Annotated in this window: 13 protein-coding genes; 6 read left to right on the top strand and 7 right to left on the bottom strand. The window is 61.8% G+C overall.

From position 1 onward, the window contains the following. Nucleotides 1–3: 3 nt before the first annotated feature. The 4 genes from argH to BLW55_RS01160 all read right to left on the bottom strand — a co-directional run bounded on the left by argH (nt 4) and on the right by BLW55_RS01160 (nt 4,594). The gene (gene argH / locus BLW55_RS01145; RefSeq protein ID WP_090326111.1) at nt 4–1,491 is read right to left on the bottom strand and encodes an argininosuccinate lyase; all 1,488 of its coding nucleotides are present in this window, start codon (nt 1,489–1,491) and stop codon (nt 4–6) included. 7 nt (nt 1,492–1,498) lie between these two features. Then, nucleotides 1,499–2,302, bottom strand: coding sequence for a carbohydrate ABC transporter permease (locus BLW55_RS01150; protein ID WP_425286767.1), 804 nt, complete (start codon nt 2,300–2,302; stop codon nt 1,499–1,501). Between the two features lie 79 nt (nt 2,303–2,381). Continuing rightward, entirely contained in the window at nt 2,382–3,275 is an 894-nt protein-coding gene (locus BLW55_RS01155; protein WP_090326116.1) for a carbohydrate ABC transporter permease, read from the bottom strand. Between the two features lie 53 nt (nt 3,276–3,328). After that, the gene (locus tag BLW55_RS01160) at nt 3,329–4,594 is read right to left on the bottom strand and encodes a sugar ABC transporter substrate-binding protein (protein WP_090326119.1); all 1,266 of its coding nucleotides are present in this window, start codon (nt 4,592–4,594) and stop codon (nt 3,329–3,331) included. A 148-nt stretch (nt 4,595–4,742) separates the two neighbouring features. On the opposite strand from BLW55_RS01160, the gene BLW55_RS01165 reads away from it, so the two are divergent. The 3 genes from BLW55_RS01165 to BLW55_RS01175 are packed head-to-tail and all read left to right on the top strand — an operon-like array spanning nt 4,743 to nt 9,200. Then, a complete protein-coding gene (locus BLW55_RS01165) occupies nt 4,743–5,942 on the top strand; it encodes an ROK family transcriptional regulator (RefSeq protein ID WP_025029765.1) in 1,200 nt (399 codons plus the stop codon). Between the two features lie 19 nt (nt 5,943–5,961). Continuing rightward, nucleotides 5,962–8,316, top strand: a complete 2,355-nt coding sequence (locus BLW55_RS01170) for a PIG-L family deacetylase (protein ID WP_090326123.1) — start codon at nt 5,962–5,964, stop codon at nt 8,314–8,316. Further along, nucleotides 8,313–9,200 carry a DMT family transporter gene (locus BLW55_RS01175; RefSeq protein WP_090326125.1) on the top strand — a complete coding sequence of 296 codons (888 nt, stop codon included), beginning with the start codon at nt 8,313–8,315 and terminating at the stop codon, nt 9,198–9,200. The genes BLW55_RS01170 and BLW55_RS01175 overlap by 4 nt, the downstream gene beginning before the upstream one ends. Nucleotides 9,201–9,214: 14 nt before the next feature. On the opposite strand, the gene BLW55_RS01180 is transcribed toward BLW55_RS01175, so the two are convergent. The 3 genes from BLW55_RS01180 to BLW55_RS01190 all read right to left on the bottom strand — a co-directional run bounded on the left by BLW55_RS01180 (nt 9,215) and on the right by BLW55_RS01190 (nt 12,254). Then, nucleotides 9,215–10,750, bottom strand: coding sequence for a tripartite tricarboxylate transporter permease (locus tag BLW55_RS01180; RefSeq protein WP_007006784.1), 1,536 nt, complete (start codon nt 10,748–10,750; stop codon nt 9,215–9,217). A 15-nt stretch (nt 10,751–10,765) separates the two neighbouring features. After that, on the bottom strand, nt 10,766–11,197 hold the full coding sequence (locus BLW55_RS01185) for a tripartite tricarboxylate transporter TctB family protein (RefSeq protein ID WP_007006783.1): 432 nt from the start codon (nt 11,195–11,197) through the stop codon (nt 10,766–10,768). Nucleotides 11,198–11,279: 82 nt separating this feature from the next. Further along, a complete protein-coding gene (locus BLW55_RS01190; protein ID WP_090326128.1) occupies nt 11,280–12,254 on the bottom strand; it encodes a Bug family tripartite tricarboxylate transporter substrate binding protein in 975 nt (324 codons plus the stop codon). Nucleotides 12,255–12,422: 168 nt separating this feature from the next. On the opposite strand from BLW55_RS01190, the gene BLW55_RS01195 reads away from it, so the two are divergent. From BLW55_RS01195 to BLW55_RS01205, 3 genes are read left to right on the top strand one after another with little or no spacing between them, the layout of a single operon-like run. Continuing rightward, entirely contained in the window at nt 12,423–13,100 is a 678-nt protein-coding gene (locus BLW55_RS01195) for a response regulator transcription factor (protein ID WP_090326131.1), read from the top strand. After that, nucleotides 13,100–14,509 carry a sensor histidine kinase gene (locus BLW55_RS01200; protein ID WP_090326133.1) on the top strand — a complete coding sequence of 470 codons (1,410 nt, stop codon included), beginning with the start codon at nt 13,100–13,102 and terminating at the stop codon, nt 14,507–14,509. The genes BLW55_RS01195 and BLW55_RS01200 overlap by 1 nt, the downstream gene beginning before the upstream one ends. After that, nucleotides 14,506–15,588, top strand: a complete 1,083-nt coding sequence (locus tag BLW55_RS01205; protein ID WP_090326136.1) for an ABC transporter substrate-binding protein — start codon at nt 14,506–14,508, stop codon at nt 15,586–15,588. Before BLW55_RS01200 ends, BLW55_RS01205 begins: the two co-directional genes overlap by 4 nt. The last annotated feature ends 37 nt before the right edge of the window (nt 15,589–15,625 follow it).

Here is a 15,625-nt window from a genome sequence, read left to right on the forward strand (position 1 = left end):
GGTCTACTCCTGCAAGAGAGCGCCGAAGGCGGCATCGAGCGCGGCCCCGGCTTTTTCGGCGCGGGCAAGGTCCGCTGCCTGTTGTTCTGAAAGGCGGGTGAGGGTGGCGCGATAGGTTTGAAGCGCCTCGTTCATGGCGTCGGGGCCCGGACCACCGAAACGCTCGCGCACCGCCACGAAATGGCGTGCGCTGACGGCCTCGGTGTAGGCTGCGGGGTCGAGCGTGCTGTCGCGGCCAGAAAGCTCATTGAAAGCCTTGGAGAAAGCCTCGAACCCGTCGCCGAGTGGTTTGCCATCGGCGATGACGGCGCGGGCCGTGGCGGCGGCGATCTCATGCGCCTGCCGGAAGGAAAGCCCCTCGCGGCGCACCAGCGTGTCGGCGAGTTCCGTGACCGTGATGCAGGCGGCATCGATGTTTTTTGCAACCCGCTCCCCATCGATGGAGACGACGCTGATCAGCGCTGCGAGAAGATCGAGCACGCGCGCGCCGCTCTGGAAGGCTGAATAGCCAGCCACCTGAACCTCGCCCTCGCTGTCATTCATGTCGGTGAAGGGCGTGTTGTGCATCGTGTTGACGACCGCATCGGCGCGCCCGCAGGTCATCGACGCAAGATGGCGCAGATGCTCGATGGGCACGGGATTGCGCTTTTGCGGCATGATGGACGAAATCTGCACGAGACTGCCGGGCACATGGAGCTGTCCCACCTCGAAGGCCGACCAGAACTGCATGTCCTGAATGAAACGCCCGAGATGCAGGAAGGTGAGCTTCATCGCGCTGTAGAGGCCGGTGACATAGTCGACCGAGGCGATGCAGCCGTAGGAATTGCGCATCGGCTCGGAAAAGCCCAAAAGATCGGCCATGCGGGCGCGGTCAATGGGAAAGCCGCTGGTCGTGATGGCGGCAGCCCCCATCGGGCAATGGTCGATATTGGCGCGGGCCGCCTGAAGGCGCTCGATGTCGCGCAGAAGCACCTCGACGGCGGCCGACAGGTAGTGGCCGAAAGTGGAGGGCTGGGCCGGCTGGCCATGCGTGTAGGCGACAATCAGCGTGTCGCGCTCGGCTTCGGACTTGGCGATCAGAGCGGAGGCCAACGCGTGCGCCTTGCCGATCAGCGTGTCGGCATGGTGCTTCAATGTGAGTTTGAAGACCGTATGATCCATGTCATTGCGCGAACGCGCCGTGTGCAGCATGCCGGCGAGATCCGGGCCAAGCCGCTTTTTGAGTTCCGCCTCGACGAGGAAGAAATAGTCTTCCACCTCGCCGGTATAGGTGAGGGCATCGACATCGACCGTCTCGTCAATGTCGATGAGGGCTGCGGCGATGCGAGCGGCGTCATCGTAGGCGAGAATGCCGGTCTCTGTGAGCATCACCAGATGCGCACGGTTGATGGCACGGAACGCACCCACATAATTGGCCTTCACGCCTTCAAAAAGCGGTGCCAGCACCGTGTCCTTGTAGACGGGATGGGGGAATTTCTCGTTGAGGCTCATCGTGCGCTTATCCCTTGAGGCCGGCCATGACAACGCCGCGAATGATGAAGCGCTGGAAGATGAGGAAAACGACCAGTGTCGGCAGCGTGGAGATGGCCGCACCTGTCATGATCAGTTCCCAGGCCACGTCCACCTCGTCGCCGAAGCTCGAAAGCCCGACCGGCAGCGTGTACATCTCGACCGAATTGGTGACGATCAACGGCCAGATGAAGGCGGTCCAGTTGCCGAGGAAAACGAAGATCGCAAGGGCGGCGAGCGCCGGGCGCACCAGCGGCATGGCCACCTGCCACCAGATCTGGAATTCGTTCAGCCCGTCGATGCGCGCAGCCTCGAGAAAATCGTCAGGAACGGTCTCGAAAAATTGCTTCATGAGGAAGGTGCCGAAGGCGGTCATGACGCCCGGGAACATGATGCCCCAATAGGTGTCGAGCCAGCCGAAGCTCTTGCTCATGAGATACCACGGGATGACCAGCATCTCGGTCGGGATCATGAGCGTGGAGAGAATCGCGATGAAGACCAGATAGCGGCCGGGAAACCTGAACTTGCATAGCGCATAGCCCACCAGCGCGTCGAAGAAGACGGCGGATGCGGTGGTGACGATGGAGATCACCAGCGAGTTGACGAACCAGCGATAGAAGCGACCGTCTTCGAGCACATAGGTGTAGTTTTCGATGGTCGGCTCTTCGGGGATCAGGTTCAGATTGTAGACCTCGAAGGGAAATTTCAGCGAGGTGGAAACCATGAACACGATGGGCATGATCATGAGAATGCCGCCACCGAACAGGAGCGCCCAGCGGATGAACTGGCCCATATTGCGCCTGGAATTACGCGAGGATCCGGAGAAAAGCGCGTCGGTGGAAGGTTTTACGGCGATGTCCTGACTGGCCATGTCAGCTATCCTTCAAAAGTCGAAGCTGGATCAGGCTGACGACCAGCAGAATGGTGAAGAGCACGACGGTCTGCGCTGCCGCATAGCCCATGTTGAAGCCGTTGAAGGCGGTGTCGTAGATCAAAAGCACCAGCGGCTTGGTGGAGTTCAGCGGACCACCCGGATTGTTGGTGGTCATGTTGAAGACCTGATCGAAGATCCGCAGAAAGCCGATTGAGGAGAAAACGACCAGGAACACGATTGTCGGCTTCAGAAGCGGGATGGTGATCTCGGTGAGAACGGTCCATGTGGAGACGCCATCGATGCGCGCGGCCTCGTAATAGCTTTGCGGAATGGCGCGCAGGCCGGCCATGAAGATGATGACCTGAAAGCCGAGACCGGCCCAGACGGCGCAGGCCAGAACCGAGGGCAGGGCATTGGTTGTCGAGCTCAGAAACTCGATCTGGCTGATGCCGAAACTCGCCAGAAAATTGTTGAACACGCCGATGGGGACCGGCTGGTAGAACCAGCGCCACACCCAGGCCATGGCCACCGCGCTTGTCATGAAGGGCAGGAAATAGAGCGCACGGATGGTGCCGTGCATGAAGCGCACCTTGTCGAGGTGATAGGCGATGATGAAGGACAGGACGAGGCTGACCGGCGTGCCCAGGATCAGATACATGAAAGTGTTCTTGAACACTTTCCAGAAGACCGGATCGCTGAACAGCTTGGCGTAGTTTTCAAGGCCCACATATTTCCGATCGCCGAGCAGGTTCCATTCCTGAAAGGACAGAACGAAGGCATTGGCTGTCGGATAAAAGCGGATGACGACGTAGAAGAGAACCGGCAGGGCAAGAAAAATCCAGGCCCAGACGATCTGCTTCTGCGAGATGGTGAGATTGTTGTAAAAGCGCATGGCCCCGTCCCGAATTGCGTTGGGCGTCCGGCAGGCCGGACGCCCATAAGGCCTTATTTCTGGTAGTACTCGTCGAGGATTTTCTGCTCTTCGCCGGCGGCCTGGGAGACGCTCTCTTCAAGCGCCTGACCCTGCAGCTCGATGCGCTGCATCATGTCCACCATCGTCTGACGCTGGGCGCTCTCATTGGCGAAGACCGTGGTCTTTGCGTATTCGAGACCCTTGATGAAGGGGCCGTAGACGGGATGATTGACGTTCTCGTCGGTCATTGCGGCTGACGGCTTTGCAGGAAGCTCGCCAACCGTCTCAAGCCATATCTGCATGGCCTCGTCGGAGGTGAGATACTCCATGAACTTGACGGCGGCATCGAACTTCTCGCCTTCCGCCTTCGAGGTGATCGCGTTCACCCAGTAGGAGGAATAGTTCGACCTGGTGCCGTCCGGACCGGCGGGAAGCTCGGCCACGCCCCATTTGAGGCCGCGCACGCTTTCCAGCGCGCCGATGCGGAACGAGCCGTCAATGTGCATGCCGGCGCGGCCGGCCTTGAAGGCGGCCTGCGGCTCATCCATGAAGGCGGCCTTGGTCACGCCGTGTTTGGCCTGCAAATCGTTATAGAAACCAAAGGCTTTCAGTCCGGCCTCATTGTTGTAGTTGACCTTTTTGTAGTCATCCAGATAGGGCTCGCCGCCGAACTGGCGGATCAGCACTTCGCGGATCCAGTGGTGATCCTGCGCGGTCATGCCGGTGGTGATGCCAACGGCGGTGAGGTTCCCGGCACCGTCCTTCTCGGTCAGTTTTTTCGCGGCTTCAACGAATTCGTCGAGATTTGCCGGTGGATTCTCGATGCCGGCTTCCTCGAACATGCGCTCGTTGTAGAAGAGCGCCAGCGAGCGCACGGCAGTGGGCAGTGCCCAGTAGCTGTCGCCCATCCGCATCGCCTTGACCATGGGGAAGAACTCTTCCTCGATCTTTTCCGGCGGGAAGGTGTCGGCGGGCAGGGGCTGGATGAGCTCGGCTTCCACATAATCGTTCAGCCAGCCATAGAAGAGCTGGACGACATCGGGGCCCTGACCGGCGGGAATGGCAGCAGCCACCTTGGTGCGATAGCTGTCATAGGGGAAATGCGTCATCTTGACGGTGATGTCGGGATTGGCTGCCTCGAAATTCTCGATCAGCTTGTCCATCGCGTCGACGCGCGCTTCGAAGAAGTACTGCCAGTACTCGATCTCGACCGCCGAAGCGCTGCCTGCGCCAGAAGCCATGGTCATGGCTGCCGTGGCAGCACCCATCATGAAGGTCCGTAGTCTGTTGAGTTTCATTCTGTTCGCTCCCTTTGATCGCCAGCCAAATGCTGTCTGGCAAAGCAGTCACCCTCTGTTCACCCGTCTCAATGAGGCGGCATGTCCATTCGCTGACGATTAACTCAATCAAGTTGAATATTCAAGTAAGTTGAATTAATAAGCGCATATGAAGATCAGCAACCCCCGTCGCATTGTCGGATCGAACGCTGAACGCACCCGGCTTCACAACCGTCAGGTGGTGCTGGGCCATGTGCGTGAGCGACAGCCCATCGGGCGTGCGGAGATTGCGCGCATATCGGGCCTGTCGACGCAGGCCGTGAGCAACATCATTGCCGAACTGGAGGAGGACCGGCTTCTGATCGAAGCCGGGCGCCAGTCCGAGGGACGGGGGTTACCGGTTCTAAAATATCGGCTCAACGCGGACGGCGCGGTGGCGCTCGGCATCGAGGTCAGGCCGGACGCGATGTTCGGTGCGCTGGTGAACCTTGAGGGTGAAACGCTGTTCACCACACGCGAGGCGTTGCCGGACAATGCTCCTTCCACGGTTGTTTCCGTTGCCCGGCGTATACGTGCCAGCGCGCTCGAGGGGCGTTGCGGCAAGACCCAGAAGATTCTGGGCGCCGGCGTGGTGATGCCGGGTCCGTTCGGCAAGGTCGGCATATCGGGTGCCGGACAGTCTGCGCTTCACGGCTGGGAGGACAGCGACCCCGTTGCCGTGTTCGAGGAAGCGCTCGACATGCCTGTGGTGGTAGAAAACGACGCGACGGCTGCCGCCGTGGCCGAGCGCGTGCGTGGCGTCGCAACGGGGCTTCGCACCTTCTGCTTCATCTATTTTGGCGCAGGGCTTGGCCTTGGCGTGGTTGCAGAGGGCGAGGTGCAGCGCGGGGCGTTCGGCAATGCCGGCGAGATCGGCCATGTCATTGTCCGGCCCGGCGGGCGTCTTTGTGCCTGCGGCAATCATGGCTGTCTTGAAACCTATGCCAGCCGCATCGCCGCCCGCACGCGGCTTGCAGGCGCGGGTATCGAGATCGGCAGCGCCTCCGATATCGAAAACCTCTACAGGGCAGGCAACGCGCATTTGATGGAGTGGATCGACGAGGCTTCAGGTCCGCTTTCGCAGGCGGTCGGTCTGATCGAGAACCTTTTCGATCCTGAAACCGTCATTCTTGGCGGTGCCATGCCGGATGCGGTTCTCGATCACCTTATTGCCTCGCTCGATCTTCCTGGCGGCTCTGTTGCTGCACGGGCCGGACGAGCCACACCGCGTGTCCAGCGCGGTTCCTGCGGGCGCCTCACCGCCGCGCTCGGCGGGGCAGCGCTCGTCATCCACGACACCATCACACCGCGCATTGCCGCAAAAACTTGATTCTCTGGGAGGTTCAGAAATGCCCGTTTCCGATCAGGAGCGTATTGCAACGCAGATGCGCAATCCGCGCATCGTCAGGCTCTGGCAGGCCCTTGCGCCGCTGAGGTCGTGCGTCTCCTTCATGAACACGGGCGCGCATCCCGACGACGAGACGTCGGAAATGCTGGTGGCGCTGGCCCTGCGCGACGGTATCGCGCTCTCCTATGCCTGCGCCAATCGCGGCGAGGGCGGGCAGAACGCCATCGGCTCCGAGGTGACGCACGATCTGGGCGTCGTGCGCACGGCGGAAATGGAGCGCGCGGCCGATGTGCTCAAGCTCAACCTCTACTGGCTCTCCGAAACGCCCGATGACACGATCTTCGACTTCGGTTTCTCAAAGAGCGGTACCGAGACGCTTGAGAAGTGGGGCCGTGAGAGGGCGCTCAAACGCTTTGTCGAGATCATCCGTACCGAACGTCCGGACATCATCTGCCCCACATTTCTGGACATACCGGGCCAGCATGGTCACCACCGCGCCATGACGGGGCTCGCCCATGAGGTGATGAGCGCTGCCGCCGATCCGACATTCCCGGATGTGGATCTGCCTGTCTGGCAGGTGAAGAAGCTCTATCTTCCGGCATGGTCGGGGGCGGGAGACAATTACGATGACGATCTGCCGCCGCCCAGCGCCACGCTGACAGTTAAGGGCACCGGACAAGACCCGGTGACGGGCTGGAGCTGGGCGCAGATCGGTGAACAGTCGCGCGCCTTCCATCTGACGCAGGGCATGGGCCGCTGGGTGCCTTATGGCGAGCCGAACGACTGGCCGCTGCATCTGGTGCGGTCCGAGGTGGACGGGCCCGACAACGAGCTGACCGACGGGCTGCCGGCGACGCTCGCCGATCTGGCAGAATTTGCCGGTGCACCTGAAATCGCCGACCATCTCGAAATGGCGCAATCGGCCTGCGAGGCTGCATTTGCGGCGTTCCCGGATATGAACAGGGTGGCGCTTCAGGCGGCTATGGCACTCAAGGCAGTCCGCGCCGCCCGCGACGCCTGTCCGGACAGGGCGCGCGGCGAGGTGCACCATCGCCTTGCCGCCAAGGAAATCCAGCTTTCACACGTCATGCGCATTGCCAGTGGCGTTTCGGTACGCGCAACGCTTGAACGTGATGTTCTGCGTCCGGGCGAAGAGGTTGCCCTGTCCATCGAAACGACGGGTCCAGTGGCCGAGGTCACACCCGTTCTGCCGGAGGGCTGGCGGCATTCGGATGGTGTTGTCCATGTTCCGGCGGGTGCACAAAGCACGGATTGTTATCCGGCGGTTTACAGTCCCGGTGTCGCCCGCCTGCCAGCCATACGTGTCGGCGTGACCGTCGGCGGGGTTTCGTCAGAAACGCTTCTGCCGCTGGAGCGGGCGCCTGTCGTGCTTCCTGCGCGGTCGGCCACACTGTCTCCCGACCGCGCATTGATCAACGCGGCGGCTGAAACGCGCCAGATCGATCTGCGCATCTCGGACGTTTTCCCGCATTCGGGGCAGGCCGCACTGGCACTGCCCTCCGGCTGGAACGCAGAACCGGTAGCCGGTGGCCTTCGCGTGGAGGCACCGCAGGATGTTGCATCGGGTCTCTGCAGTCTTCCGTTGCAGATTGATGGCGCGCACGCCGAAACCGTGAACAGGATCGCTTATCCGCATATCGATGCGCGCGCGCGCACGTTTCCAGCGCAGCTGTCTGTGCGGGTTCTGGATGTGGCTTTACCGGATGTGCGGATCGGCTATATCGGTGGCGGCAATGACCGCGTTGGCCACTGGCTGCGTGCGCTGGGCCTGGATGTGACCGATCTCGCCGATAATGACCTGACGGCTGACAGCCTGAGAAGCGTCGACACGGTGGTGGTCGGCATCTTTGCGATGCGTGCGCGACCGGCGCTGAAGGACGCCATGCCGCAGGTGAAGGCCTGGGTGGAGGCCGGTGGCAATCTGGTCACGCTTTATCATCGACCGTGGGACGACTGGGACCCGGAGAAGGTGCCGCCGCGCCGGCTGGAGATCGGCAAACCGTCGCTGCGCTGGCGCGTGACCGACGAGAACGCGGAGGTGACCCATCTTGTGCCCAGCCATCCGCTGCTCAACACGCCAAACCGCATCACGGATGAGGACTGGAAGGGCTGGCACAAGGAGCGCGGGCTTTATTTTGCCAAGAGCTGGGACGAGGCCTACGAGCCGCTTCTCTCCATGGCCGATCCCGATGAGGCGGCGCATGAGGGTGCGCTTCTTTCGGCCCGCATCGGCAAGGGGCGGCACACACATGTGGCGCTCATCCTGCACCATCAGATGGAGAAGCTTGTGCCGGGCGCGTTCCGCCTGATGGCGAACCTCGTGGCCAGGCCGTGAGCGCAGGAGCAACCGCAAAGGACAATCTGCGCGCCGGCGCATGGCTTCTGGCGGATATGAGCCTCAACATCTGGGCCATATCCATCGTCAAGGCGCTGGGCGCTGGCTATCCGCCGTGGCAGCTCGTCTTCCTGCGCGCGCTGGTCGGGTTCTGCCTGATCCTGCCATGGCTCGCGCGCCAGTCCGCCGTGCTGGCGCGGATCGACCGGGTTCCACTGCATGTGTTCCGTGTGATTCTTTCGGCGGTGGCGCTGACGGGCGGGTTTTACGCGGTCGCGCATCTGCCGCTCGCGCTCTACATGACGATGAATTTCACGCGGCCGGTGGTTCTTGTTGCGCTCTCGGCTCTGATCCTGCGCGAAGCTGTTTCCGGTTCGCGCTGGCTGGCGGCAGGGCTGGGCCTCGTGGGCGCGTTCATTGCCGCAAATCCGGGCAATGTGCCGTGGACGCCGGCCCTTCTGGCCGCACTCGCTGCCGTTCTGGCCGGAACCGGCGCCATCATCGTCACACGACAACTCAAGGGAACGCCACCGGTCGTCATGATGCTGTTCTATACGGGTGGGCTTGCGCTGATCACCGCGTGGCCCGCGCTCTCTGGCTGGCAGCCGGTCGCTGCGGGGCACTGGCCGTTTCTTCTGGCGGTGGGCGTTTTTTCGCAGGCCGCACAGTTCTGTTTCCTGCGCGCCCACTGGCTGGGCGATGCCGGTTTTCTCGGGCCGCTTGGCTATTCAAGCCTCATTCTTTCCGGGCTTGTCGGCTACGTCTTCTTCGGTGAAATACCTAGCCTCAACACGGTGATCGGCGCGGCCATCATCGTTCTTGCAACGGGGTTCCTGACATTGAGAACGGCGCGGCTCAGGAGCCACGCCGCCTCAGGCAGTTGATCTGAAAGCGCCGGTCAGTCGGGATCGGCGCCTTCCGCGATGGGTTCATCGGCGATTTTCGGCCGGAAGTAACGGCCGACGATGAGCGGCAGGACAAAGCCGACAATGGCAAAGGTCCAGAGGCCGATGGCCAGCCACGAGTTGAACAGCATCGTCCAGTCGCCATCATGAATGGTCATGGCGCGGCGCAGATTCTTCTCCATCTGGTCGCCCAGCAACACGCCGAGAATTATCGGCACCAGCGGCACGTCGAGCTTTCGCAGGACCCAGCCCATCACACCGAAGATGACCATTACCACCAGATCGAAGGTGGATCCTGAAATGCCGTAGATGCCGACGAAAGAAATCATCGCCACGGCAGGCATCAGATAGCGTGTCGGGATCAGGAGAACCCGCACGAAAAGCGATACAAGCGGCAGGTTCATGGCCAGAAGCATGATGTTGCCGATGAAGAGCGCGGCGATCAGGCCCCAGACCACATCCGGGTTCTGCTGGAAGAGCAGGGGGCCGGGCGTGATGTTGAGCGCGAGCAGCATGGCGAGCAGGACGGCCGTCGTGCCGGAGCCGGGAACGCCAAGCGCCAGCATAGGCACAAGTGCACCGCCAGCCGCCGAGTTGTTGCCGGCTTCCGGTGCTGCCACACCGCGCGGGTCGCCCTTTCCGAACGTGCCGTTGCGGTCGGAGATGCGCTTTTCGAACGTGTAGGAGATGAAGGAGCCGAGCGAGGCACCGGCTCCCGGCAGCACGCCTGCAATGAAGCCGAAGATCGTCGAGCGGCCCATGGCGGGGATCGTCTCGCGCACCATCTTCCATGGCGGCACGATGCGGCCCACTTTCACGGCCTTGTCGTCGGCACCGCCGCCGGCCCGATGTTCCAGGAAGATGAAAACCTCCGAAAGTGCGAAGAGACCAACGATGGCGACCAGAAAATCGATGCCGTCATAAAGATGCACTTCACCAAACGAGAAGCGCGGTACGCCCGTCTGGCCATCGACGCCGATGGTGGCGATGCCCAGTCCGAGAACGGCGGCGAGTGCCGCTTTTGCCTGGTTTCGGCTTGCAATGCCGCCAAGCGTGGCAAAGGCCAGCACGAACAGCGCGAAATACTCGGCCGGTCCGAACAGCAGCGCGACCTTGACGAGCTGCGGTGCCAGGAAGACCAGCCCCCATGTGGCGAAGAAGGCGCCGACAAACGAGGCGAGACCGGAAATGGCAAGCGCTTCGCCGGCCTTGCCGGCCTTCGCCATCGGGTGCCCGTCGAGCGTTGTCATGAGGGCCGGTTCGTCGCCTGGAATGTTAAGCAGGATTGACGAGATACGGCCGCCATACATGGCGCCGTAATAGACGCTGGTCAAAAGGATGAGCGCTGGCGTGGCCGGCAGGCCAAGCGTGAAGGCGAGCGGTATGAGGATCGCAACGCCGTTTGACGGGCCGAGACCCGGCAGAGCACCGATGATGGTGCCGAGAAAACACCCGATCAGAGCCAGAAAAAGGTTCTGCCAGGTGAGCGCGACGGCAAATCCGTCTGCGAGTGAAGCAAGTGTGTCCATGAAGGGCCTCCCGTCTCAGAAGCCCCAGGGGCCGCGTGCCAGCGACAGCCCCAGGACGAGATGGAAAATGACATAGATGCCGACGGCAATCATCACGCCGGCGGTGAAGGCGGCTACCGGATGGGAGCCCAGGCGCCAGGAGAGATAGCTCGCCGCAACAGCGGTGCAGGCGACGAAGCCGTATTCTTTGAGAAACAGCGCATAGGCGACCATCACCGCGGTGGCCATGCCGATCTCGAAAAGACGTGAGAAAGTGGGCCATTCGGGCTCGGTGTCCGGCTTGAGGACGATGATCACGCTGGAAATCGCCAGCACTGTGCCGATCATGAATGGAAAGGCCTTTGGTCCGAACGGATCGGAAATGAAGCTCAGCTCGATCTGCGTTGCCTGCCACATATAGAAGGCGGCGAGAAGGAAGCCGAAGACCCCGAAGATACGGTCGCTCATGACGGACGCGCTCCCCTATTGTTCTTGATACAATTCGGGCCTGCGGGATGTCCCGGCAGGCCCGAGTGAGTTCTGTCGCGTGTTACTTCACGATGCCGATCTGCTTCGACAGATCGGTGATGGAAGCGATGGATTCCTTCACGAAGGCCTGAAACTCCTCACCCTGCAGGTTGAGCGGGGCGAGGCCGTTCTGTGCCATGACTTCCTTCCACTCGTCGGATGCATAGACCTTGCTGACGGCATCGACCCAGTAGGCGTAGGCGTCATCCGACATGTCGCCGGGCGCGTAGAAGCCGCGCCAGTTGGCGCCGATCACGTCGATGCCCTGCTCCTTTGCCGTCGGGAAGGACGCGAAATCGCCTTCGAGGCGTTCCGGCGCGAGAACGGCAATCACCTTGATATCGCCGGAATCGACGAAGCCCTTGGCCTCCGAAGCATCACCCGTGAAGGCCTGCACGGAACCGGCCAGAAGCTGCGTCACAGCCTCGCCGCCACCGTCGAAGGCAACGTATTTCACCTGACGAACATCCTCGATGCCGGCCTTGGACGCAGCGATAAGAACCTTGAGGTGATCCCAGCCGCCAACGGCGGAACCGCCCGCGACCGATACCGCAGAGGGATCAGCCTTGAGCTTGTCCATCAGTTCAGGAAGCGTGTTGATCGGCGAATCCTTGGCAACCGCGATCACGCCGTAATCCGCACCGACCGAACCCACCCAGCGCACCTGGTCCATGGTGTTGCCGGGGAAGGCGCCCTGTGCGAGGCGTGTGGCCGTGGCCGAAGAGGCGGCGACGATCAGGTTGTTCTCGGCATTGCGCTTGCCGACCACTTCAGCAAAAGCAACGCCGCCACCACCGCCGGCAACGTTGGAAACCTGCATCGTGCCGGGCACAAGCTTCAGATCCTGAAGTGTCTTGCCGACCTGGCGGCAGGTGAAATCCCAGCCGCCTCCGGGATTGGCGGGGGCGATGCACTCAGTGTTGTTCGGTTCGAACGCGAACGCCGACAGGCTGGATGCGAGCGTGAAGACGGCCGCGAGGCCGAGCAGCTTTTTCATCGATTTTCTCCTCCTTGAGTGATTCCACCGAGACATGGCGAAATCGTCCTCAAACTTTTCAATACCGCCGCCCTCCCATTGGCCGGAACGGTATGACACGAGATTGTTCTCATGACGAATGAGAGCCTATAGGGTAAGCCTGTCAACAAGCTGTCATTGTCTGGAAAAATGCATTTCTTGATTGTCGAAGATACGCGCGATGTCGCTGAGGCCATAGAACGGCGGCTTGAGAAGGCCGGCCATGTGAGCGATCGCGCTGAAACGCTTGAGGACGCGGAGCATTTCGTTGCCATGGCGCGCCACGATCTGATCGTGCTCGACATCAACCTTCCGGACGGGTCGGGGATTGCGTTCCTCAAAAAGCTACGGGCAGCGGGAAACCGCGTACCGGTGCTTGTGCTGACGGCCAGGCTTGCCGTGAATGACAAGATCGATGCGCTTGATCTGGGCGCCGACGACTACATGATCAAACCATTCGATCTGGGCGAGCTTGAAGCGCGCATTCGCGCGATCATCCGCCGGCGCAGCGGTGATGCCGACCGCACACTGGCCGTGGGGAAGCTGAGCTTCGACATGGCCGCCCGCCGGGTCCTGATCGATGGAGAACCCTGCGAACTGACGCGAAGAGAACAGACACTTCTGGAGATCTTTCTCACCAACCGCGATCGGGTGCTTGAGAAGGAAGACCTGCTGATACGGCTCTTCGGCCATGACGAAGAACGCAATCCAAACGCGGTCGAACTCTATGTCGGGCGCCTGCGGCGCAAGATCGAGGGATCGGGCCTGGAAATCCGGACTTTGCGCGGGCTCGGCTATCAGGCGGTTACGATGGAGCCGGGGACCTGATGGCGCATCCCGTGCGTCAGGCCGTGCCCGGTCGCAGCCTGTCGATTGCCTATCGCCTGACGATCTCGCTCACCCTGGTGCTCACGCTGGCTGTCGGCGCCACCATCTATGCGGCCTATGGCTATGGACGGCAGGCGGCCAATGAAGCGTTCGACCGACTGCTTCAGGGGGCCGCGCTGCAGATTGCGGAGCGCATCTTCGTCATCGAGGGCGAGGTGCGCGTCGACATACCGGTTTCGGCGTTTGAACTCCTGTCGCTCGCCAAGGATGAGCGTGTGTTCTACCGCGTTGCGCAGCCCGACGGGGCGACCCTTACGGGTTACGAGGACTTTCCGATGCCCGAGGCGGACACGATCCCTGAGGGCGGTTTTGCCTATGAGGTGGATTTCGGCGGCGAGCGGGTGCGCGCGCTTGCCATGTTGCGCAGGCTTGCCGAACGCGCGGTGAGCGGCGACATATACATCGTTGTCGCGCACACGACCGGAAGCCGCGAGCAGCTGGCCCGCAGCATGGCCACACAGGCGGTTGCGGTCATCGCCGGCGCCGGTTTTGCCATCCTTATCCTGGCGCTGCTTGCCATGCGCTATGCCATGCGGCCGCTGGAACGCATTCAGACGGCGATTCTCGAGCGGGATCCGCTCGACCTCTCGCCCTTTTCCATGCATGCGCCCGACGAGGTGTCGGCGCTGGTGGCCTCCATCAACCGGTTCATGGGTCGTCTCGACCGGCGTGTGCGTGCCATGCAGGATTATGTTGCCGATTCCGCCCATCAGATACGCACCTCCATCACCGCCCTGAGGGCGCATAGCGAACTTGCGCTGGATGAAGACGACCCGCAGCGGCTGAAAGCGCTGCACCGCCGCATTCGCAGCCGCGCCATCGGCCTGAACCGTCTGACGGACCAGCTCCTGAGCCATGCGCTCGTGACGCACCGTGCCGACACCGCCCGTCTCGAACCACTCGATCTCCGGCGCATCGCTGTCGGCGCGGAGCGTGATTTCGTTCAGATCGTGGGTGGTCGAAAACCGCGCATACGGCTCGATTTGCCGGAAGAACCTGTCGTGGTGCGTGGAGATGCGTTCAGTCTGCGCGAAGCGGTCAAGAACCTGTTGAACAATGCTCATGCGCATGGAAAACCGCCCATTGATCTTGTGGTCGCGTTGAGCGACGACCGTGCACGCATCGCGGTTACCGATCAGGGTGAGGGGCTGCCTGCCAGCGATCCCGCGGATATCGGCCACCGTTTCGCAATCAATCCCAACAAGCCGGAAAGCGCCGGGCTGGGGCTCGCAATCGTGCGGGAGGTGGCGGAATTCCACCATGGGCGCATCATGCTGGATCGCGGCGACAGGGGCTTTACCATCAGCCTTGATCTGCCGCTCGCACAGGAAGGAGCGGAAGCGCCATGAGACGCCTGATTACCGGCCTTTTCCTGCTTCTCATATCGTTCGCGCCGGTGGCGGGCATGGCTGAAGACACGCTGTTTGAAGCGACCGGCGAGGGGAGCGAGACCCTGGTTATCGGCAGCGTGACGGATCTGGTCTTCATAGAGCCGCTGATCCGCGAATTTCAGCGCGCCAATCCCTCGACAGCGGTCGTCTATCGTCAGATGACCAGTCTCGATCTCTATGCGACTGTCGCGGAGGCCTGCGAAGCCGGGACATTCTTCGCCGATACGGTGATTTCATCCGCCATTCCCGAACAGGTGCGCCTCGTCAACGATGGCTGCTCGGAGCCGTTCCGTTTCAGTCTGCCCCCGGATCTGCCGGACTGGGCGTCCTGGCGCAACGAGCTTGTCGGTTTGACCTTCGAGCCCGCCGTCATCGTCTATGACAGGCAGGGACTGAGACCCGGGGAAGTGCCTCGCAACCGTTTCGAACTGGTTGACCTTCTGCGCCAGACGGAGCGCTTTCGCGGCCGCATCGGCACCTACGATATCGAGAGCTCGGGCGTCGGATACATCTTCGCATTCGAGGATGCCGCGCAGGCTTCCACATGGGGGCGGTTGCTGGAAAGCCTCGGGCAAAATCAGGCAAAACTTTTCTGCTGCAGTTCCGAGGTGATCGACGGTGTGCGGACCGGGCGTCTGGTGCTCGGCTACAACGTTCTGGGCTCGTATGCCCTTGCCCGACAGGAAGAGGACCCGCGGATCGGCATCATCTTTCCGTCCGACTATACGCTCGCCCTGTCGCGCGCTGCGTTCGTCTCGCGTCACGCGCGCAACAAGCGTGCTGCCAACGCGCTGATCGCACTTGCACTGACCGATACCGGACAACGGCTTCTCTCCGGACCGTCACGCCTGTTTTCATCGCTCAACGGTCCCGAAATGCTCAATCTCATAGACACGGGGTCCGGACCGACAGCGGGAGAGGCCGCATTCCGGCCCATAGCGCTTTCTCCAGCACTTCTGGTCGGCCTTGATCAGGCCAAGCGCCGGGCGTTTCTGGACCAGTGGCGCAAATCCTTTCAGGCAGGCGGCGGAGAGTAGGCGGGACCCTATTTGCTTTCCTAAGGAGCTTGGCTAA

This window comes from Nitratireductor aquibiodomus (assembly GCF_900105565.1).
GTDB lineage: Bacteria > Pseudomonadota > Alphaproteobacteria > Rhizobiales > Rhizobiaceae > Nitratireductor > Nitratireductor aquibiodomus.

What these genes read in the sequence shown, in the direction of transcription:
- argH (WP_090326111.1), bottom strand. Translation starts at nt 1,491, where the DNA reads ATGAGCCTCAACGAGAAATTCCCCCATCCCGTCTACAAGGACACGGTG.
- BLW55_RS01150 (WP_425286767.1), bottom strand. Translation starts at nt 2,302, where the DNA reads ATGGGCCAGTTCATCCGCTGGGCGCTCCTGTTCGGTGGCGGCATTCTC.
- BLW55_RS01155 (WP_090326116.1), bottom strand. Translation starts at nt 3,275, where the DNA reads ATGCGCTTTTACAACAATCTCACCATCTCGCAGAAGCAGATCGTCTGG.
- BLW55_RS01160 (WP_090326119.1), bottom strand. Translation starts at nt 4,594, where the DNA reads ATGAAACTCAACAGACTACGGACCTTCATGATGGGTGCTGCCACGGCA.
- BLW55_RS01165 (WP_025029765.1), top strand. Translation starts at nt 4,743, where the DNA reads ATGAAGATCAGCAACCCCCGTCGCATTGTCGGATCGAACGCTGAACGC.
- BLW55_RS01170 (WP_090326123.1), top strand. Translation starts at nt 5,962, where the DNA reads ATGCCCGTTTCCGATCAGGAGCGTATTGCAACGCAGATGCGCAATCCG.
- BLW55_RS01180 (WP_007006784.1), bottom strand. Translation starts at nt 10,750, where the DNA reads ATGGACACACTTGCTTCACTCGCAGACGGATTTGCCGTCGCGCTCACC.
- BLW55_RS01185 (WP_007006783.1), bottom strand. Translation starts at nt 11,197, where the DNA reads ATGAGCGACCGTATCTTCGGGGTCTTCGGCTTCCTTCTCGCCGCCTTC.
- BLW55_RS01190 (WP_090326128.1), bottom strand. Translation starts at nt 12,254, where the DNA reads ATGAAAAAGCTGCTCGGCCTCGCGGCCGTCTTCACGCTCGCATCCAGC.
- BLW55_RS01195 (WP_090326131.1), top strand. Translation starts at nt 12,423, where the DNA reads ATGCATTTCTTGATTGTCGAAGATACGCGCGATGTCGCTGAGGCCATA.
- BLW55_RS01200 (WP_090326133.1), top strand. Translation starts at nt 13,100, where the DNA reads ATGGCGCATCCCGTGCGTCAGGCCGTGCCCGGTCGCAGCCTGTCGATT.
- BLW55_RS01205 (WP_090326136.1), top strand. Translation starts at nt 14,506, where the DNA reads ATGAGACGCCTGATTACCGGCCTTTTCCTGCTTCTCATATCGTTCGCG.